Origin of the sequence: Bacillus sp. FSL R5-0416, assembly GCF_037975425.1 — a bacterium.
Lineage (GTDB): Bacteria > Bacillota > Bacilli > Bacillales > Bacillaceae > Bacillus > Bacillus subtilis.
In genome coordinates this window covers 2,903,909-2,924,289 of the sequence record NZ_CP150252.1, presented here as the reverse complement: position 1 = coordinate 2,924,289, position 20,381 = coordinate 2,903,909, and the positions used below count along the sequence as shown (strand labels likewise).

General features: G+C 45.8%; 19 protein-coding genes. 15 read left to right on the top strand and 4 right to left on the bottom strand.

All coding sequences use genetic code 11. The annotated features are described in order from the left end of the window. Positions 1–36: 36 nt before the first annotated feature. A complete protein-coding gene (locus NYE20_RS15690) occupies positions 37–1,143 on the bottom strand; it encodes a CdaR family transcriptional regulator (protein WP_072175575.1) in 1,107 nt (368 codons plus the stop codon). Between the two features lie 68 nt (positions 1,144–1,211). Next, entirely contained in the window at positions 1,212–1,427 is a 216-nt protein-coding gene (sspI, locus tag NYE20_RS15685) for a small acid-soluble spore protein SspI (RefSeq protein WP_021480275.1), read from the bottom strand. A 118-nt stretch (positions 1,428–1,545) separates the two neighbouring features. Here sspI and NYE20_RS15680 point away from each other — a divergent pair, with 118 nt between their 5' ends. Beyond that, entirely contained in the window at positions 1,546–2,292 is a 747-nt protein-coding gene (locus NYE20_RS15680; protein WP_339183401.1) for an RNA methyltransferase, read from the top strand. A gap of 66 nt (positions 2,293–2,358) precedes the next feature. Here the strand turns inward: NYE20_RS15680 and NYE20_RS15675 are convergent, their stop codons facing one another. After that, the gene (locus NYE20_RS15675; protein ID WP_004398812.1) at positions 2,359–2,565 is read right to left on the bottom strand and encodes a hypothetical protein; all 207 of its coding nucleotides are present in this window, start codon (positions 2,563–2,565) and stop codon (positions 2,359–2,361) included. Between the two features lie 81 nt (positions 2,566–2,646). Between NYE20_RS15675 and pheS the strand changes: the two genes are divergently transcribed. Further along, on the top strand, positions 2,647–3,681 hold the full coding sequence (gene pheS, locus NYE20_RS15670; protein ID WP_004398818.1) for a phenylalanine--tRNA ligase subunit alpha: 1,035 nt from the start codon (positions 2,647–2,649) through the stop codon (positions 3,679–3,681). Between the two features lie 15 nt (positions 3,682–3,696). Next, positions 3,697–6,111, top strand: coding sequence for a phenylalanine--tRNA ligase subunit beta (gene pheT / locus NYE20_RS15665; RefSeq protein ID WP_137200915.1), 2,415 nt, complete (start codon positions 3,697–3,699; stop codon positions 6,109–6,111). Between the two features lie 191 nt (positions 6,112–6,302). On the opposite strand, the gene rnhC is transcribed toward pheT, so the two are convergent. Beyond that, positions 6,303–7,241: a ribonuclease HIII gene (gene rnhC, locus NYE20_RS15660; protein WP_014480506.1), complete on the bottom strand. Its 939-nt coding sequence runs from the start codon at positions 7,239–7,241 to the stop codon at positions 6,303–6,305. 133 nt (positions 7,242–7,374) lie between these two features. Here rnhC and zapA point away from each other — a divergent pair, with 133 nt between their 5' ends. From zapA to trxA, 12 genes are all read left to right on the top strand, one after another. Then, positions 7,375–7,632 carry a cell division protein ZapA gene (gene zapA, locus NYE20_RS15655; RefSeq protein WP_003229534.1) on the top strand — a complete coding sequence of 86 codons (258 nt, stop codon included), beginning with the start codon at positions 7,375–7,377 and terminating at the stop codon, positions 7,630–7,632. Positions 7,633–7,638: 6 nt separating this feature from the next. Beyond that, complete coding sequence (locus tag NYE20_RS15650) at positions 7,639–8,172, top strand: CvpA family protein (RefSeq protein WP_014480505.1); 534 nt, start codon at positions 7,639–7,641, stop codon at positions 8,170–8,172. Positions 8,173–8,245: 73 nt separating this feature from the next. Further along, positions 8,246–9,958 carry a DNA polymerase/3'-5' exonuclease PolX gene (gene polX / locus NYE20_RS15645; RefSeq protein WP_003229538.1) on the top strand — a complete coding sequence of 571 codons (1,713 nt, stop codon included), beginning with the start codon at positions 8,246–8,248 and terminating at the stop codon, positions 9,956–9,958. A gap of 20 nt (positions 9,959–9,978) precedes the next feature. Further along, entirely contained in the window at positions 9,979–12,336 is a 2,358-nt protein-coding gene (locus tag NYE20_RS15640) for an endonuclease MutS2 (RefSeq protein ID WP_103803813.1), read from the top strand. Positions 12,337–12,350: 14 nt separating this feature from the next. Next, entirely contained in the window at positions 12,351–12,755 is a 405-nt protein-coding gene (locus NYE20_RS15635) for a DUF350 domain-containing protein (RefSeq protein ID WP_003237674.1), read from the top strand. A 188-nt stretch (positions 12,756–12,943) separates the two neighbouring features. Continuing rightward, entirely contained in the window at positions 12,944–14,626 is a 1,683-nt protein-coding gene (gene lcfA / locus NYE20_RS15630) for a long-chain-fatty-acid--CoA ligase LcfA (RefSeq protein WP_103803811.1), read from the top strand. A 104-nt stretch (positions 14,627–14,730) separates the two neighbouring features. Then, positions 14,731–15,315, top strand: coding sequence for a fatty acid metabolism transcriptional regulator FadR (gene fadR, locus NYE20_RS15625; RefSeq protein WP_014477593.1), 585 nt, complete (start codon positions 14,731–14,733; stop codon positions 15,313–15,315). A gap of 14 nt (positions 15,316–15,329) precedes the next feature. Continuing rightward, positions 15,330–16,106 carry an enoyl-CoA hydratase gene (locus NYE20_RS15620; protein ID WP_103803809.1) on the top strand — a complete coding sequence of 259 codons (777 nt, stop codon included), beginning with the start codon at positions 15,330–15,332 and terminating at the stop codon, positions 16,104–16,106. A 14-nt stretch (positions 16,107–16,120) separates the two neighbouring features. After that, positions 16,121–16,894 carry an electron transfer flavoprotein subunit beta gene (gene etfB / locus NYE20_RS15615; RefSeq protein WP_103803808.1) on the top strand — a complete coding sequence of 258 codons (774 nt, stop codon included), beginning with the start codon at positions 16,121–16,123 and terminating at the stop codon, positions 16,892–16,894. A gap of 35 nt (positions 16,895–16,929) precedes the next feature. Further along, positions 16,930–17,907, top strand: coding sequence for an electron transfer flavoprotein subunit alpha (gene etfA, locus NYE20_RS15610; protein WP_103803807.1), 978 nt, complete (start codon positions 16,930–16,932; stop codon positions 17,905–17,907). A 217-nt stretch (positions 17,908–18,124) separates the two neighbouring features. After that, on the top strand, positions 18,125–19,612 hold the full coding sequence (gene abfB / locus NYE20_RS15605; RefSeq protein WP_339183391.1) for an alpha-L-arabinofuranosidase AbfB: 1,488 nt from the start codon (positions 18,125–18,127) through the stop codon (positions 19,610–19,612). Positions 19,613–19,934: 322 nt separating this feature from the next. Next, complete coding sequence (gene trxA / locus NYE20_RS15600; RefSeq protein WP_003222500.1) at positions 19,935–20,249, top strand: thioredoxin; 315 nt, start codon at positions 19,935–19,937, stop codon at positions 20,247–20,249. The last annotated feature ends 132 nt before the right edge of the window (positions 20,250–20,381 follow it).

Here is a 20,381-nt window from a genome sequence, read left to right as displayed (position 1 = left end):
TGGAGAAACATACAAAAAATGAAACTGAAACTCTCTCTATTTTGTATCTTGATCTAAAAAATAGAGTGCGACGTACATCGTGACGACGTCCTCGGTACGGTCAAAACGTAAACCCGTCAGCTGTTCAGCCTTAGACAGACGATAACGCAATGTATTGATGTGTATATGCATGTCTTCAGCGGTTTGTTTCAAAGACAAATCGTGATGAAAGAAAGTCCGTATCGTATTCATAAGTTCCTGATGCTCTAGCGCCTCTCCTAATACTCTTTGCGGAAATTCGTTTCGGGTTCCCGGGCTGATCTCCGTCAGACACATATCAAGCTTCAGATCCTCTTCAAATATGGGCGTTTTTCGCTTGAGGCTGACAGCCAGCGCTTTTTCCGCTTGCTCGTATGACTCTGTCAGGCTGGAGCTTGCGACAGCCCTTCCGGCGCCAGCTGCTGTATATTGGCTGCTTGCGGTATTGGCAAACGAACAAATGTGAAGGATTTTCCGTAAAAGCCGATCCCTTTGTTCATGCTGCGGCACTTCATGATTAATCAAAATCCGTTCATTTCCCCACCTGATGAACAAATCCGCAGGGTACGATGATTTCCAGATGCGTGCCATTTTTTCAATATCATGACGTGACCACTCATACCCCTGAATAAGAATCATTTGGCGCCGGGAGGAAAGGTCAACACCAAGAAGTTGAGCTTTCTCAAGAAAACTGGGAGACCACTCCTTTAGTTGCAGCCAATCGATCATAAAGGACTCCAGCATTCTCTCACGCCACTGGGATTGCTCTAAGTGCCGCGATTCCTTAATGAACAGCTCTGTCATTTTTCGAAGCAGTTCTCCGAATGGCTGAATCTCTGCAGGCTCACCTGTCAGCCCGAAGACGGCAATCACATCATGGTCAAAAAATACAGGGAGGTTTATGCCTGCTTTCACTCCTTTTAACCTTGTTTCATCTTCTTTTGTAATAATCACGCTGCGTCTTTCTTTTGCACAGATAAGCGCTCCCTCATGAAATTGTCCGACACGCTCATCGTTTGTGCCTGCCATAATAAGACCGTCCGTGTTTACAATAATGACTTCACGTTCGTACATTTTTTTAACTTCAGCAATAATTTTTTTCGCTAATAACGGCTGTAAAAACATGGCGTTCCCCCTCATCATGTTTTTATTATATAAGAAAAAAACCGGGCGCTGTCACCCGGTTTCATGTCTTATTCGGCGGGTTTTAATCCGCCTTCAAGCGTTTTCAGCATTTCGTTTTTCTCACTTTCGGATGCGTGCTGCCAAATGACTTCGAATAAAACGCCGAGCCCTGGAAGCATTTTTTCTTCACCGCTTTGAATCGCATCTACGATTGTATGCTCAAGCTGCTCCTGATTATTACCGGTGACATTGGAGATGACGGCATGACGTAAATTAAGATCCATGTAAAACGCTCCTTTTTCTAAAATGTAATACGTATATTCTAACCCTGCACCTGGTTTATTATGTGCTGTTCTTGCGATATAATAACATCATGTTAAAAAAAGGAGCGCCACATAGACAGTGAAACAAATAGAATCGGCAAAAAACCAAAAAGTGAAGGATTGGAAAAAGCTTCACACAAAAAAAGAACGAACAAAAACAAATACATTTCTGATAGAGGGAGAACACCTCGTTGAAGAGGCGTTGAAAAGCCCGGGCATTGTGAAAGAAATCCTTGTAAAGGATGAAACGAAGATTCCTTCAGATCTTGAGACTGGTATCCAGTGCTATATGCTGAGTGAAGATGCGTTTTCAGCTGTGACTGAAACCGAAACGCCGCAGCAGATTGCCGCTGTGTGCCATATGCCTGAAGAAAAGCTGGCAACGGCACGCAAGGTGCTGCTGATTGACGCTGTTCAAGATCCGGGAAACCTTGGCACAATGATTCGAACGGCTGATGCGGCCGGTTTGGATGCGGTTGTACTCGGTGACGGCACGGCGGACGCCTTTAACGGAAAAACACTGCGATCTGCTCAAGGATCTCACTTCCATATTCCTGTTGTGAGAAGAAACCTGCCTTCATATGTGGACGAATTGAAGGCAGAGGGCGTAAAAGTATACGGCACGGCGCTGCAAAACGGAGCGCCTTACCAGGAGATCCCTCAGTCTGAATCCTTTGCGCTCATTGTAGGAAATGAAGGTGCAGGGGTGGATGCTTCATTGCTGGAAAAAACGGATTTGAACCTGTACGTGCCGCTTTACGGACAGGCTGAATCACTAAACGTTGCGGTTGCGGCTGCCATCCTCGTGTATCACTTGCGAGGATAGTGTTGCGCCAAGCGTTGGATTTCTCTATAATAGAACATAATATTTCAAAAACCGTGACAGAGGACCTCAATTTCTGATCAACTGCTTTCCAGGGAGAAAATGCCGCTGACTGAGAGCATTTTTAACGCAGCCGGAAATTGGCTTCACCTCTTGAGTTGTCGCCGGGACCGCGTACACTGCGCGTAAAGGTGAACCGGAATCTGATTCCGTTATGTCAATGAAGCTGACGACAGCATCAGTCTGTCTGAAATAAGGGTGGTACCGCGGCCACAACTCGTCCCTTGTACAAGGGACGGGTTTTTTTTATTTTCCAAAGACATATGACGGTTTGTTTACATAAAAGGAGGATGCAAAATGGAAGAAAAGCTAAAACAGCTGGAACAAGAAGCTTTAGAACAAGTAGAAGCGGCAAGCTCATTGAAGGTTGTCAATGATATTCGGGTGCAATATCTCGGAAAAAAAGGGCCGATTACAGAAGTGCTGCGCGGAATGGGCAAGCTTTCTGCTGAGGAACGTCCAAAAATGGGGGCGCTCGCGAACGAAGTAAGGGAGCGTATTGCCAATGCGATTGCTGACAAAAACGAGAAGCTTGAAGAAGAGGAAATGAAACAGAAGCTTGCAGGACAGACAATTGACGTCACGCTGCCGGGGAACCCTGTTGCAGTCGGCGGCCGCCATCCGCTCACTGTTGTCATTGAAGAAATTGAAGATTTATTTATCGGTATGGGCTACACAGTCGAGGAAGGGCCAGAGGTTGAAACGGATTACTACAACTTCGAATCGCTCAATCTTCCGAAAGAACACCCTGCGCGCGATATGCAGGACAGCTTTTACATCACAGAGGAGACTTTGATGAGAACGCAAACTTCCCCTGTCCAAACACGGACGATGGAAAAGCATGAAGGCAAAGGTCCCGTTAAAATCATTTGCCCGGGTAAAGTATATCGCCGTGATAACGATGATGCGACGCACTCTCACCAATTTATGCAAATTGAAGGGCTTGTCGTTGACAAAAACATCAGCATGAGTGATTTAAAAGGAACGCTTGAACTTGTTGCGAAAAAAATGTTCGGGCAAGACCGTGAAATCAGACTCCGCCCAAGCTTCTTCCCGTTTACTGAGCCTTCAGTAGAAGTGGATGTGACATGCTTTAAATGCGGTGGGAACGGCTGCTCAGTATGTAAAGGAACAGGCTGGATTGAAATCCTCGGCGCCGGAATGGTTCACCCGAACGTGCTTAAAATGGCTGGCTTTGATCCGAAGGAATATCAGGGCTTCGCATTCGGAATGGGTGTTGAGCGCATCGCGATGCTGAAATACGGCATTGATGATATCCGCCACTTCTATACAAACGATGTCAGATTTATTTCGCAGTTTAAACAGGCGTAAGAGGAGGATGCAAGGATGTTTGTTTCTTATAAATGGTTAGAGGATTATGTTGATTTAAAAGGCATGGACCCGGCTGTTCTTGCTGAAAAAATTACAAGAGCCGGTATTGAGGTTGAAGGAATTGAATACAAAGGAGAAGGCATCAAAGGCATTGTCATCGGCCATGTGCTGGAGCGCGAGCAGCACCCGAATGCTGATAAGCTGAATAAGTGCCTTGTGGATATCGGAGCTGAAGCCCCTGTACAAATCATTTGCGGCGCGCCGAATGTGGATAAGGGACAAAAAGTCGCAGTTGCAACAGTCGGAGCGGTGCTGCCGGGCAATTTCAAAATCAAAAAAGCCAAGCTTCGCGGTGAAGAATCAAATGGCATGATCTGTTCCTTACAGGAGCTTGGTATCGAAAGCAAACTTGTGGCGAAGGAGTATGCAGAAGGCATTTTCGTATTCCCTAATGACGCTGAAACAGGAAGCGATGCCTTAGCGGCTTTACAGCTTGACGATGCGATTCTTGAGCTGGGTTTAACGCCAAACCGCGCGGATGCCATGAACATGCTTGGTGTTGCTTACGAGGTTGCCGCAATTTTAGACACTGAGGTAAAGCTTCCGCAAACGGATTACCCGGCTGCTTCAGAACAAGCGTCTGATTACATTTCAGTCAAAATTGAAGATCAAGAAGCGAACCCGCTGTACACTGCAAAAATCATTAAAAATGTCACGATTGCTCCGTCACCGCTTTGGATGCAGACAAAGCTGATGAATGCAGGCATTCGTCCGCACAACAACGTCGTTGACATCACAAATTTTGTCCTGTTGGAATACGGACAGCCGCTTCATGCGTTTGATTATGACAGATTTGGCTCTAAGGAAGTCGTAGTAAGAAAAGCAGCTGAGAATGAAATGATCGTCACTCTTGATGATCAAGAACGTAAGCTGTCCGCCGATCACCTTGTCATTACAAACGGAATGAAAGCGCAGGCCGTTGCGGGTGTCATGGGAGGAGCAGAGTCAGAGGTTCAGGAAGATACGAAAACGATTTTGCTTGAGGCTGCGTATTTCAACGGGCAGACGGTTCGCAAGGCTTCCAAAGACCTTGGTTTGAGAAGTGAATCAAGCGTAAGATTTGAAAAAGGAATTGATCCGGCGCGCGTACGTCTTGCAGCAGAACGGGCTGCGCAGCTGATCCATCTGTATGCCGGCGGTGAGGTGCTTGCTGGAACAGTTGAGGAAGATCACCTGACAATCGAAGCAAATAACATTCACGTATCTGCTAACAAAGTGAGCAGCGTTCTAGGCCTGACGATCAGTAAAGAAGAACTGATCAGCATTTATAAACGTCTCGGTTTTACGGTCGGTGAAGCGGATGAACTTCTCGTTGTGACTGTCCCATCACGCCGCGGCGACATTACAATAGAAGAGGATTTAATTGAAGAAGCGGCAAGACTGTACGGCTACGATAACATTCCGTCTACGCTTCCTGAGACAGCGGGAACTACAGGCGGATTAACGCCATATCAGGCAAAACGCCGTAAAGTCAGACGCTTCCTTGAAGGCGCAGGCTTATCACAGGCCATCACTTACTCACTGACAAACGAGAAGAAAGCGGCAGCGTTTGCGATTGAAAAATCACTGAATACTGTGCTTGCGCTTCCAATGAGTGAAGAAAGAAGCATTCTCAGACACAGTCTTGTTCCGAATCTGCTTGATTCTGTTTCTTACAACCTTGCGAGGCAGACTGACTCAGTTGCACTGTACGAAGTCGGCTCCGTTTTCCTAACGAAGGAAGAGGACACAAAACCTGTTGAAACAGAACGCGTAGCAGGAGCTGTTACCGGATTATGGCGCAAGCAGCTATGGCAGGGTGAAAAGAAACCAGTTGATTTCTTTGTTGTCAAAGGAATTGTGGAAGGGCTGTTAGACAAACTCAACGTCCTAGACAGCATTGAATTTGTACAGTCTGAACGCAAACAGCTGCATCCGGGCAGAACAGCGAACATTTTATTGAATGGTTCTCTGATCGGCTTCATCGGCCAAGTCCACCCTTCATTGGAAAAAGAACTGGATATAAAGGAAACATACGTATTTGAGCTCGATCTTCATGCGTTGCTCGCAGCAGAAACAGCACCGCTTGTTTACACGGCGATTCCAAAATATCCGTCTGTGACACGTGATATCGCTCTTGTAACAGATAAAACCGTCACGAGCGGCCAGCTCGAGAGCGTCATCAAAGAGGCTGGCGGCAAGCTTCTGAAAGAGGTAACCGTCTTTGACGTATACGAAGGCGAACATATGGAGGAAGGCAAGAAGTCAGTCGCTTTCTCACTCCAGTATGTCAATCCTGAACAAACACTGACTGAAGAAGAAGTGACAAAGGCGCACAGCAAAGTGCTGAAAGCGTTGGAAGACACATATCAAGCTGTTTTAAGAGGCTGATAAAAAAGCTTGCAGAGAAATGCAGGCTCAGCGTGTCGGCAAACCCCCGCATTCGTTGTCAGGTCTGCGCGTTGGTGCTCACGCATTAGAACATTCGCTGTGCTCCAATGCTCGCCTTTCCTAGACTTCAAGGGTTTTCAATCACGCTGAAAAGATGAAAAAAGCTTGCAGAGAAATCTGCAAGCTTTTTTCTATGAACGTTTTTTATCAGCAAGGCGCTGCGCTTTTTGCGTATTGGCGAAATGGAGTTTTGTAAAGGTTCTGAGTGCAGATGCCCCTTTTTTGAGGATCAGCTTGGCGGCCGCTTCATCGACGTGAGGACCGGCCCCTTTTGGAAGCGTCATTCCTGCCTCGCGTGATAGTTTATCCATTTCCATTAAAAACGAATATCTTGCAATGATTGAAGCAGCGGCGACAGCCAGGTGAATACCTTCAGCTTTTGTGCTAAAATAGGTCCGCTCCTTCACAATGTCTCTGCCCTTTAAATGATTGAAGTAGACGCCTGGCTCAGCGAATTGGTCAATCAAAATAGCTTCAGGCTTTACTCCATCCAATTTTCTTAATAAATGTGTGATCGCCTGATTGTGCAGCAAAGCTTTCATTTTCCCTTGGCTCATGCCTTTTTCCTGCATGCTGTTATACTTTTCATTTTTTAAAACCAGCAGGCTATATGGAATAGTTTTGATCAGGTTTCGGGCAATCTCGATGATTTGCGGATCTTTTAAATCTTTAGAATCCTTAACACCGAGTTCCTTCATTAAAGGAAGCATGGTTTTGTCGACGTACGCGCATACAACCGTCATTGGGCCAAAGTAATCTCCGGTTCCGACTTCGTCAGAACCGATAACAGACATTCCGGCGATATCTGCCGGAGGGGCATAGCGGGGATCAGCCGGCTTTTTGGCCATTTTCTTCTTTTCCGGCTCTGCTGTTCCCCAGCGCGCGGATTCTGCCGCTGCGTTTTTGCCTTGAAACAAGACCTTGCCTGATTTATATGCTGTAATGGTACAGCCGGGCGGTTTCGCCTGAAAAACGGCTCCCTGCGGAACAGAGGCTGTAAGCGAACCGCTGTATGTCATTTTCATTTGGTCAATAGCAGACAACGATACTTTTATCACTGAATGGGACACGTAATAATCTCCTTTTTTTACACTTTTCGCTGTATATACCAGTGTATCATAACAGCGGGAGGCTCGTCTTTCCATTCATTTAATAAACGTGTTATGATAAGAACTAGGATTCTCGCGGAATGGAGGAGAAACGTTGTCTGACGGCAAAAAAACAAAAACAACCGTTGACATTTACGGCCAGCACTTCACGATTGTCGGTGAAGAAAGCAGAGCCCATATGAGGTATGTCGCCGGAATTGTTGATGATAAAATGAGAGAAATCAATGAAAAAAATCCATACCTTGATATAAATAAACTTGCAGTGCTGACAGCGGTAAATGTGGTGCACGATTATGTCAAATTACAAGAGAAATGTGAAAAACTGGAGCGTCAGCTTAAAGAAAAGGATTGAACAACTATGCTAGATATCATCATCTTAATCTTGCTCCTGATGGGGACTTTACTGGGGTTAAAACGCGGTTTTATCCTGCAGTTTATCCGCTTGACGAGCTTTATTTTATCAATTGCCTTTGCGGCTTTATTCTATAAAAACGTGGCACCGCATTTACATTGGATTCCCGCACCCGATTTTTCAGCGGGACAGCCGGCTCTTTCTTTTTTTACGGGGAATTTGGAAGCAGCGTACTATAATGCGATTGCGTTTATCGTTTTATTTATCATTGCTAAAATCTTACTGAGAATCATCGGCTCGTTCTTGAGTATTGTCGCCGGCATTCCGGTGATCAAACAAATCAACCAATTGCTGGGCGCCGTTCTCGGTTTTCTAGAAGTCTATTTATTTACATTTGTGCTGCTGTATGTCGCATCCGTTCTGCCGGTAGATGCACTGCAGCAAATGATGGGGCAATCGTCCCTCGCAAATGTGATCATTAACCATACACCATACTTGTCAGGGCTCCTACAAGAGCTGTGGACACAGTACGGGGCATAAAAAAACTTCTCTTGTCCGGAGAAGTTTTTTTCAAGTATGATGGAAACATATGTGAACGTCTGGGGGTTATGATATGCATAAAAAAGATATTATCCGGCTGCTTGAAACCATTGCAGTCTATATGGAACTAAAAGGGGACAACCCGTTTAAAGTATCCGCCTTCCGAAAAGCGGCGGCAGCCCTGGAACAGGACGACCGAAGCTTATCAGAAATGGACGATATGATGTCGCTGTCCGGCATTGGAAAAGGAACGTACAGCGTCATTAAAGAGTATATAGATGAAGGAAAGTCAAGCACGCTCGAATCGCTTCAGAAAGAAGTGCCGGAAGGACTCGTGCCTTTATTGAAGCTGCCGGGGCTCGGCGGCAAAAAAATCGCAAAGCTATATAAAGAGCTCGGCGTACATGATGCAGAATCTCTGAAGGAAGCCTGTGAACAGCAAAAGGTACAAGGTCTTGCGGGCTTCGGCAAAAAATCGGAAGAAAAAATATTACAGGCGCTCGGGGAAGCCGGAAAACAGCCTGAACGGTTCCCGATCGGCTACGCCCTCCGGATCGCGCGGGAAATTGAGGAGCATCTTTCTCAATTTACGCATATCATCAAATTTTCTCGTGCCGGAAGTCTCCGCAGAGCGCGGGAAACGGTGAAGGATCTGGATTATATCATTGCTACAGATCATCCGGCTGAAGTAAGAGAGCAGCTTCTTGAGCTGCCAAACATCAAAAGCGTGATCGCAAGCGGAGATACGAAGGTGTCCGTCATCCTTTCCTTTGAATATGAAACAAGCGTCGATTTCCGTCTTGTGACGGAAGAGCAGTTTCCGACAACACTCCATCATTTTACGGGATCAAAGGATCACAATATTAAGATGCGCCAAATCGCCAAAGAACGCGGCGAGCGGATCAGTGAATACGGCGTTGAGACAGTTGAAACCGGAGAGATCAAAACATTTCCGAGTGAACGTGAATTTTATGCGCACTTCGGCCTGCCGCTGATTCCGCCGGAAATTCGTGAAAGCGGACAGGAAGTGGAAACTTACAGCGACAGCATTGAACTGATAGAGCTCGGGCAAATCAAAGGTGATCTCCACATGCACTCAACGTGGAGCGATGGTGCATTTTCGATCAGAGAGATGGCTGAAGCCTGCATCAAAAAAGGCTATCAATACATGGCGATCACCGATCACTCACAATATTTAAAGGTCGCCAACGGCCTTACTGCAGAAAGACTTAAGCAGCAGGCAAAAGAAATTGATGCGCTGAATGCAGAGTTTGAAAACTTCCGTATTTTGAAAGGCGTTGAGATGGATATCCTGCCTGACGGTACGCTCGATTATGATGACGATGTGCTTGCGGAAATGGATATCGTTATTGCATCGATTCATTCCAGTTTTAATCAGCCGGAACACGTGATTATGAAACGGCTTGAGACGGCACTGACAAACAAGCATGTTGACATTATCGCACACCCGACCGGGCGCCTTATCGGCAGACGGGCCGGTTACGAAATCGATATTGATCAGCTGATTGAGCTTGCGAGGAAAACAAATACGGCGCTTGAACTCAACGCCAACCCTGCGCGCCTTGATCTGCGCACAGAGCATTTAATGAAAGCAAACGAACAAGGGGTTACATTGGTGATTAATACTGATGCCCATAATATTGAGATGTTAGACGATATGAAAACTGGCGTTACTGCCGCGCGCAAAGGATGGACGGAAACGAAAAACGTTCTGAATGCCCGGTCGCTTAAAGACGTAGAGGCATTTCTGAAGCGCAACGATTAAGTAAGGAGGCTCACACAATCGTGCAGCAAAAAGTATTATCAGCTCTTGAATTTCATAAAGTGAAAGAACAGGTTATTGGGCATGCCGCTTCATCGCTCGGAAAAGAAATGCTTCTCGAGCTTAAGCCTTCTGCTTCTATAGACGAAATCAAAAAACAGCTGGATGAAGTAGACGAAGCTTCTGACATTATCCGGCTGAGAGGCCAAGCGCCATTTGGCGGCCTTGTAGATATCAGAGGAGCGTTAAGACGGGCGGAAATCGGCAGCGTTCTCAGTCCTTCTGAATTCACTGAAATCTCAGGCCTGCTTTATGCAGTTAAACAAATGAAACATTTTATCACCCAAATGGCTGAAGACGGTGTCGACATTCCGCTGATCCATCAGCATGCTGAACAGCTTATCACGCTGTCCGATTTAGAGCGGGACATTAATTCCTGCATTGATGATCACGGAGAAGTGCTTGATCATGCATCGGAAACTTTAAGAGGAATCCGCACACAGCTCAGAACACTCGAATCAAGAGTCAGAGACCGGTTAGAGTCGATGCTGCGTTCCTCTTCCGCATCGAAAATGCTGTCTGATACGATTGTTACGATTCGGAATGACCGCTTTGTGATCCCGGTCAAACAGGAGTACAGATCCAGCTATGGAGGAATTGTGCACGACACCTCATCCTCTGGTGCGACACTATTCATTGAACCGCAGGCGATTGTAGATATGAACAATTCCCTTCAGCAGGCGAAAGTGAAAGAAAAGCAAGAAATTGAACGGATTTTGCGTGTGCTGACAGAGAAAACGGCAGAGCATACAGAGGAGCTATTTCTAGATTTGCAAGTGCTGCAGACGCTTGACTTTATTTTTGCAAAAGCTAGATATGCAAAAGCGGTTAAAGCGACAAAACCGATTATGAACGACACCGGCTTTATCCGTTTGAAAAAAGCCCGCCATCCATTGCTTCCGCCTGACCAGGTTGTTGCCAATGACATCGAGCTTGGCCGCGATTTTTCAACCATTGTCATCACAGGGCCAAACACCGGGGGGAAAACAGTCACCCTTAAAACGTTAGGCCTGCTAACCTTAATGGCGCAATCAGGTCTTCATATCCCGGCAGATGAAGGGTCAGAAGCGGCAGTATTTGAGCACGTATTCGCTGATATCGGTGATGAACAGTCGATTGAGCAAAGTTTAAGTACGTTCTCATCCCATATGGTGAACATTGTCGGCATTTTAGAACAGGTCAATGAAAACAGCCTTGTGCTTTTCGATGAACTTGGTGCAGGGACAGACCCGCAGGAGGGGGCGGCCCTCGCCATGAGCATCTTGGATGACGTGCATCGCACCAATGCACGAGTGTTAGCTACGACGCATTATCCGGAATTGAAGGCGTACGGCTATAACAGAGAAGGCGTCATGAATGCCAGCGTTGAATTTGACATCGAAACGCTGTCACCGACCTATAAACTTTTAATTGGTGTGCCGGGTCGAAGCAATGCTTTCGAAATTTCAAAACGCCTCGGGCTCCCGGACCATATCATCGGGCAGGCGAAGTCAGAAATGACGGCCGAGCATAACGAAGTCGATACGATGATTGCGTCGCTGGAACAAAGCAAAAAACGTGCGGAAGAAGAGCTTTCTGAGACAGAATCAATCAGAAAAGAAGCGGAAAAACTGCATAAAGAGCTGCAGCAGCAAATCATCGAGCTTAACAGCAAAAAAGACAAAATGCTTGAAGAGGCAGAACAGCAGGCTGCTGAAAAAGTAAAAGCGGCAATGAAAGAAGCCGAGGACATTATTCATGAATTGCGCTCCATAAAAGAAGAACACAAATCCTTCAAGGATCACGAGCTGATTAACGCGAAGAAACGGTTAGAAGGCGCTATGCCGGCTTTTGAAAAGTCCAAGAAACCGGAAAAGCCGAAAGCGCAAAAACGCGACTTTAAGCCTGGCGACGAGGTGAAAGTCCTCACTTTCGGGCAAAAAGGAACATTGCTCGAAAAAACAGGCGGCAATGAATGGAATGTTCAAATCGGTATTTTAAAGATGAAAGTAAAAGAAAAAGATCTGGAGTTTATCAAATCAGCTCCGGAGCCAAAAAAAGAAAAAATCATTACAGCGGTCAAGGGAAAGGACTATCACGTATCTCTTGAACTTGATCTCCGCGGCGAACGCTATGAAAATGCCCTCAGCCGGGTTGAAAAATACTTGGATGATGCGGTGTTAGCCGGATATCCAAGAGTGTCAATCATCCACGGAAAAGGAACCGGCGCTTTAAGAAAAGGCGTACAGGATCTTCTGAAAAACCACCGCAGCGTCAAAAGTTCCCGTTTCGGTGAAGCAGGTGAGGGAGGATCAGGCGTTACGGTTGTTGAACTAAAATAAAAGGGAGTATGGCCATGAGTGATTTTTGGGAAAACGAGCTTGTGGAAATCGCGGCATATTACAGTGTCGCGGTTCTCTGCCTCGTCCTCTTTTTGACTGTGTTTGAGCTGGTGACGGCTTATAAAAACTGGGAAGAGATTCAAAAAGGAAATCTTGCGGTGGCAATGGCGACCGGCGGAAAAATTTTGGGAATCGCAAACGTATTTCAGCATTCCATCTCCCAGCATAATTCGCTGCTGCAAATGATCGGCTGGGGCGTTTACGGGTTTGTTATGCTTCTGATCAGCTACTTTATTTTTGAGTTTTTGACTCCGCGGTTTAAAATTGATCAGGAAATCGAAAATGATAACCGGGCTGTCGGCTTTATTTCATTTGTCATTTCTGTCGGGCTTTCATTTGTAGTGGCAGCCGGAATATAAGGGGACGGAGAATAGATGGAAAAGCTTGCGAAAATACTGCTCGCCGCAGCGGGAATCTTTTTGTTAATTGGTCTTATATATCTGTTCATATTATGAGAAAAAGAAAGATTTACCTTTCTTTTTCTTTTTTTTGCCGTCCATCTGCTATAATGATAAGGTGGATCTCTAAAATCGAAAGGGGAGGTTTTATGCAGTCTCAAAAGCCGTGGCTTGCCGAGTATCCCAACGATATCCCGCATGAGCTTCCGTTGCCGAATAAAACCCTGCAATCCATCCTGACAGACTCCGCCGCACGATTCCCTGATAAAACCGCAATATCGTTTTATGGAAAAAAACTCACCTTTCATGACATTCTGACGGATGCTCTTAAACTTGCAGCTTTTTTGCAGGTCAATGGCCTGCAAAAAGGAGACAGAGTGGCTGTTATGCTGCCCAATTGCCCGCAAACAGTGATTTCTTATTATGGCGTCTTGTTTGCCGGTGGCATCGTGGTGCAGACGAATCCGCTTTATACCGAGCATGAGCTTGAATACCAGCTTAGAGATGCTCAGGTAAGTGTAATCATCACCTTAGATTTGCTTTTCCCGAAGGCAATAAAAATGAAAACGTTATCAATAGTCGACCAGATTTTGATAACCAGCGTAAAAGACTATTTGCCTTTTCCGAAGAATATTCTTTACCCGCTGACGCAAAAACAAAAAGTGCATATCGACTTTGACAAAACAGCTAACATTCACACGTTCGCTTCCAGTATGAAGCAGGAAAAAACTGAACTCCTGACAATCCCGAAGATCGATCCTGAGCATGATATCGCTGTCCTCCAGTATACCGGAGGAACAACCGGAGCTCCAAAAGGGGTCATGCTCACGCACCAAAATATTTTGGCAAATACTGAAATGTGCGCCGCTTGGATGTATGACGTGAAAGAAGGCGCTGAAAAAGTGCTGGGCATCGTCCCGTTTTTTCATGTCTACGGACTGACGGCAGTCATGAACTATTCGATTAAACTAGGCTTCGAAATGATTCTTCTTCCTAAGTTTGATCCGCTCGAAACACTTAAAATCATCGACAAACACAAACCGACGCTCTTTCCTGGCGCACCGACAATTTACATTGGCCTTTTGCATCACCCCGAATTGCAGCATTATGATCTGTCATCCATTAAAAGCTGTCTTAGCGGATCAGCCGCGCTCCCCGTGGAGGTAAAGCAGAAATTTGAAAAGGTGACTGGCGGAAAGCTTGTGGAAGGCTATGGTTTGTCTGAGGCATCCCCAGTGACGCACGCCAACTTTATCTGGGGAAAAAACAAGCCGGGCAGTATCGGCTGTCCTTGGCCGAGTACGGACGCTGCGATCTATTCTGAAGAGACGGGTGAGCTTGCCGCTCCGTATGAGCATGGAGAAATCATTGTAAAAGGTCCGCAAGTCATGAAAGGATACTGGAATAAACCAGAGGAAACCGCCGCAGTGCTGAGAGATGGCTGGCTGTTCACCGGGGACATGGGCTATATGGATGAAGAAGGCTTTTTCTATATTGCTGACAGGAAGAAGGATATCATCATTGCCGGCGGTTACAATATTTACCCGCGTGAGGTAGAAGAAGCGCTTTATGAACATGAAGCCATCCAGGAAATTGTTGTCGCAGGCGTTCCCGATTCCTACAGGGGAGAAACAGTAAAAGCATTTGTCGTATTAAAGAAAGGCGCAAAAGCCGATGCAGAAGAACTGGATGCCTTTGCGAGATCTCGACTAGCTCCCTATAAGGTGCCCAAAGCCTATGAGTTCAGAAAAGAGCTGCCGAAAACGGCGGTGGGAAAAATTTTAAGAAGGCGTTTACTTGAAGAAGGAACCGAAAATCATCATATCAAATAAAAAAAGAGAACGTCTATGAATAAACTTGACAAACCTGAAAATCCTTCTTATCATAAAATTATGAATGAATAGTCATTCATTTCTATAGGAAGGAACGATGAACATTGAAGCAAAAACGGCCAAAGTATATGCAGATTATTGATGCAGCAGTAGAAGTCATTGCAGAAAACGGCTACCACCAGTCACAGGTATCCAAAATTGCCAAACAAGCCGGAGTAGCGGACGGCACCATCTATCTCTATTTTAAAAACAAAGAAGATATTTTAATTTCTCTTTTCAAAGAAAAAATGGGTCAATTTATTGAGCGGATGGAAGAGGACATTAAAGAAAAAGCAACAGCGAAAGAGAAATTGGCGCTTGTGATTTCAAAGCATTTTTCCCTTTTAGCGGGTGACCATAATCTCGCAATTGTCACGCAGCTTGAGCTCCGCCAATCCAACTTGGAGCTGCGCCAAAAAATCAACGAAATATTAAAAGGCTACTTAAATATTTTGGATGGCATTTTGACGGAAGGCATACAATCAGGCGAATTAAAAGAAGGCCTCGACGTCCGCCTCGCCCGGCAGATGATTTTTGGAACGATTGACGAAACCGTGACAACATGGGTGATGAATGACCAAAAGTACGATCTTGCTGCGCTTTCAGACAGCGTTTTAGAATTATTGGTGTCCGGAATTCATAATAAGTAAAGGAGTTCTGTCCTATGAATGCAATATCACTGGCAGTTGATCAATTTGTGGCAGTTTTGACGATTCACAATCCGCCGGCAAATGCGCTTTCCAGCCGGATATTAGAAGAGCTGTCTTCCTGTCTTGATCAATGTGAGACAGATGCAGGCGTACGAAGCATTATCATTCACGGCGAGGGAAGATTTTTCTCAGCCGGCGCTGATATTAAAGAATTTACATCGCTTAAAGGCAATGAGGATTCCTCATTGCTCGCTGAGCGCGGCCAGCAGTTAATGGAGAGAATCGAAAGCTTTCCAAAACCGATTATCGCAGCGATTCACGGCGCTGCTCTCGGAGGCGGGCTGGAGCTTGCGATGGCCTGTCATATCAGAATCGCAACAGAAGATGCTAAGCTGGGGCTCCCGGAGCTTAATCTCGGTATCATTCCGGGTTTTGCGGGGACACAGCGCCTTCCGAGATATGTCGGTACAGCCAAAGCATTAGAGCTCATCGGATCAGGAGAACCGATATCCGGAAAAGAAGCGCTTGATCTCGGACTTGTCTCAATTGGAGGGAAAGATGAGGCAGAAGTGATTGAAAAAGCAAAGGCACTTGCCGCTAAGTTTGCAGAGAAAAGCCCGCAAACGCTGGCATCTTTGCTTGAGCTTCTTTATTCCAACAAGGTGTATTCCTATGAAGGCAGCTTAAAGCTTGAAGCAAAGCGATTTGGGGAAGCATTTGAGTCAGAGGACGCCAAGGAAGGCATCCAGGCATTTCTCGAAAAAAGAAAGCCTCAGTTCAAAGGCGAATAAAAGGGGATATGATCATGAATCTATTTGTACTGATGAAACGGACGTTTGACACAGAAGAAAAAATCGTCATTGAAACAGGAAAGATTCAGGATGACGGAGCGGAATGGATCATTAATCCATATGATGAGTACGCGATAGAAGAAGCCATCCAGCTGAAGGAAAAGCATGGCGGCACGATCACCGCCGTCACGGTCGGCGGTGAAGAAGCGGAGAAAGAATTGCGTACGGCGCTTGCCATGGGTTGTGACCTAGCTGTTTTAATCAACATAGAAGATGATCTTGAAGAACCCGACCAATATTCCATTTCTCAAGTTTTATACCACTATATGAAGGATCAGGAGTTTGATTTGATTCTCGGCGGAAATGTTGCCATTGACGGAGGATCAGGACAAGTGGCGCCTCGGCTTGCCGAGCTACTGGACATTCCGTGTATCACTACGATCACCAAACTCGAAATCAACGGCACTGATGCAGAAGCAGAAAGGGACGTCGAAGGGGATGTTGAAAAAATCAAAACGACGCTCCCATTGCTTGTCACAGCTCAGCAGGGCTTAAACGAGCCGCGCTATCCATCGCTTCCGGGAATTATGAAGGCTAAGAAAAAGCCGCTTGAAGAGCTTGAACTTGATGATCTTGACCTGGACGAAGAGGATGCTGAACCAAAGCTGAAAACCATTGAACGTTTTCTGCCGCCGAAAAAAGAAGCCGGGAAGCTTCTCCAAGGTGAGCCTGCTGAACAGGCAAAAGAGCTTGTTTCATTGCTCCGCAGCGAAGCTAAAGTCATTTAAAGCTTGGACATTCAAAGAAACAGGGGGATGTTAGAATGGGAAAAAAAGTGATCGTGCTTGGAGAAATACGCGATGGGGAATTGCGGAATGTCACCTTTGAAGCAATAGCTGCAGGAAGAACCATATCAGGAGATGGGGAAGTCATCGGTGTTCTCATCGGTGAAAATGTACAAAGCATTGCACAAGAGCTTATTCATTACGGAGCAGATAAAGTTCTTACCGCTGAGGACCCGAAGCTGAGAACATACACGGCAGACGGGTACAGTCAGGTCATGAGAGGTGTTATCGAGCAAGAAAATCCTGATTCAGTCATCTTCGGGCATACGGCAATGGGCAAGGATCTTTCACCGAAGCTTGCTGCCCGGCTGCAAACAGGCTTAATTTCTGATGCTATAGATGTAAGCGTTACCGGAGGAAATGTTGTGTTCACACGGCCGATTTACTCGGGGAAAGCTTTTGAACGCGTCATTTCAACCGATCCGATGATCTTTGCAACAATTCGCCCCAATAACATTCAAGCTTCAGAAAAAGACACCAGCAGATCGGGGAGCATCGAAAGCATTGATGTTTCTCTTACTGACCTCCGCACTGTTATCCAAGAGGTCGTGAAAAAAACAGCTGACGGCGTTGATCTCTCCGAAGCAAAAATTATCGTTGCGGGCGGCCGAGGAGTCAAAAGCAAGGAGGGATTTCAGCCTCTGCAGGAGCTTGCAGAGGTGCTAGGGGCCGCAGTCGGGGCTTCTCGCGGGGCATGTGACGCTGATTATTGCGATTACGCTCTCCAAATCGGGCAGACCGGGAAAGTCGTCACTCCGGATTTGTACATTGCATGCGGCATTTCCGGTGCCATCCAGCATTTGGCCGGCATGTCAAACAGCAAGGTGATCGTCGCCATCAATAAAGACCCCGAAGCCGATATCTTTAAAATAGCGGATTACGGCATCGTCGGTGATTTATTTGAAGTTGTCCCGTTATTAACTGAGGAATTCAAACAATTGAATATACACTCATAAAGGAAATCCCGGACTTTAAAAGTTCGGGATTTTTTCATATTTATAAATACATACGTACAAATATAAAAACAATAGAAAATGTCGTTGACATGTACGAACATATATAATATGGTTACTTTAAAAGCGCTTACATTCATGCTGACTCCTCAGGCAAAAGACAGATCACATATTTGACTGTGGTGCTTTTCATATCCGTATGAAAGGAATGATCAGAGGCATGACTGAACATCAAGCAGTGATTCAAACAGATATCGTAAAAGGAACCATTAACAAAAATATATACGGTCATTTTGCTGAGCATTTAGGAAGAGGGATTTATGAGGGGATCTGGGTCGGAACGGACTCAGACATCCCCAATATCAACGGGATACGAAAGGACGTGCTGGAGGCGCTCAAACAGCTGCACATTCCTGTCCTCAGGTGGCCGGGCGGGTGTTTTGCGGACGAATACCATTGGGCAAACGGTGTCGGTGACCGTAAGACAATGCTGAACACTCACTGGGGCGGTACAATTGAATCAAATGAATTCGGAACGCATGAATTTATGATGCTTTGCGAGCTGCTTGAATGCGAGCCATATATTTGCGGCAATGTCGGAAGCGGAACCGTTCAGGAAATGGCGGAGTGGATTGAGTATATGACATTTGAAGAAGGCACGCCGATGTCAGACTGGAGAAAGCAAAATGGAAGAGAAGAACCTTGGAAGCTGAAATATTTCGGCGTGGGCAATGAAAACTGGGGCTGCGGCGGCAACATGCATCCCGAATACTACGCAGATCTGTACCGGCGTTTTCAGACTTATGTCCGCAATTACAGCGGGAATGACATTTATAAAATTGCAGGCGGCGCAAATGTGGATGATTTTAATTGGACGGACGTGCTTATGAAAAAAGCCGCTGGCCTGATGGACGGGTTGAGTCTTCATTATTACACGATTCCGGGGGATTTCTGGAAGGGCAAAGGATCAGCCACAGAATTCACGGAAGATGAATGGTTTATTACGATGAAAAAAGCCAAATACATCGATGAATTGATTCAAAAACACGGCACGATTATGGACCGGTACGATCCGGAGCAGCGGGTCGGGCTGATTATTGATGAATGGGGCACGTGGTTTGATCCCGAGCCAGGCACGAATCCCGGTTTCTTATATCAGCAAAACACCATTCGTGATGCACTGGTGGCGGCTTCTCATTTCCACATTTTCCATCAGCATTGCCGCCGGGTGCAAATGGCCAACATCGCCCAAACAGTAAACGTTCTGCAAGCGATGATTTTGACTGAGGGCGAGCGGATGCTTTTGACACCGACGTACCATGTATTCAATATGTTTAAGGTGCACCAGGACGCTTCTCTTTTAGCCACAGAGACAATGTCTGCCGACTATGAATGGAAGGGTGAAACGCTTCCGCAAATCAGCATTTCAGCGTCGAAACAAGCTGAAGGCGATATCAATATCACAATTTGCAACATCGATCACCAAAACAAAGCTGAGGCGGAAATCGAGCTGAGAGGCCTACACAAGGCAGCGGACCATTCCGGAGTCATTCTTACGGCAGAAAAAATGAATGCGCATAACACGTTTGACGATCCTCATCATGTCAAACCGGAATCCTTCAGGCAATACACGCTCAGCAAAAACAAACTGAAAGTAAAACTCCCGCCAATGTCAGTCGTCTTACTTACGCTGCGTGCTGATTCTTAATCGCGCAAGAGCGCCGGAGCTTCATGCCGGCGCTCTTTTTCAGGTTTTAAAACAGCTCCGGCAGGGCATGGTAAAGTACATGACAGTGAAGAGGAGATGTGATCTTATGCTTCGTACCATTTTAATGATTATTGGGGCAATTGTAGTGATCGGGGCCATTATCAGATTTGTGTTTTAAAAAAAGAGCATATCCCATTCAACCATATAAAAATGAGTAAACCGGCTGTGATCAGGAAAAAATAATTTGTAAGCATTAAAATAGCGTGAACGAATGGGAGATGCTATACTAAAAATCATCATTTCACATTGGAGGAATTCAATAATGGCTATCGTAAAAGCAACTGATCAATCTTTCTCAGCTGAAACAAGCGAAGGCGTCGTACTGGCAGACTTCTGGGCTCCTTGGTGCGGACCTTGTAAAATGATTGCGCCTGTTCTTGAAGAATTGGATCAAGAAATGGGAGACAAACTGAAAATCGTAAAAATCGATGTAGACGAAAACCAAGAAACTGCCGGAAAATACGGCGTTATGAGCATCCCGACTCTTCTTGTGTTAAAAGACGGCGAAGTAGTTGAAACTTCAGTCGGCTTCAAACCAAAAGAAGCGCTTCAAGAGCTTGTAAACAAACATCTTTAATTTTCCGCTGCTTACATGCCAGAGCGATTCCGATTGAGGGATCGCTTTTTTTATTCGCCAATTGTGAACCATAGAGAAAAACAAACGTTCGTGTTAAACTGGAAATAAAGGATTAAACATAAGGAAGGGTAA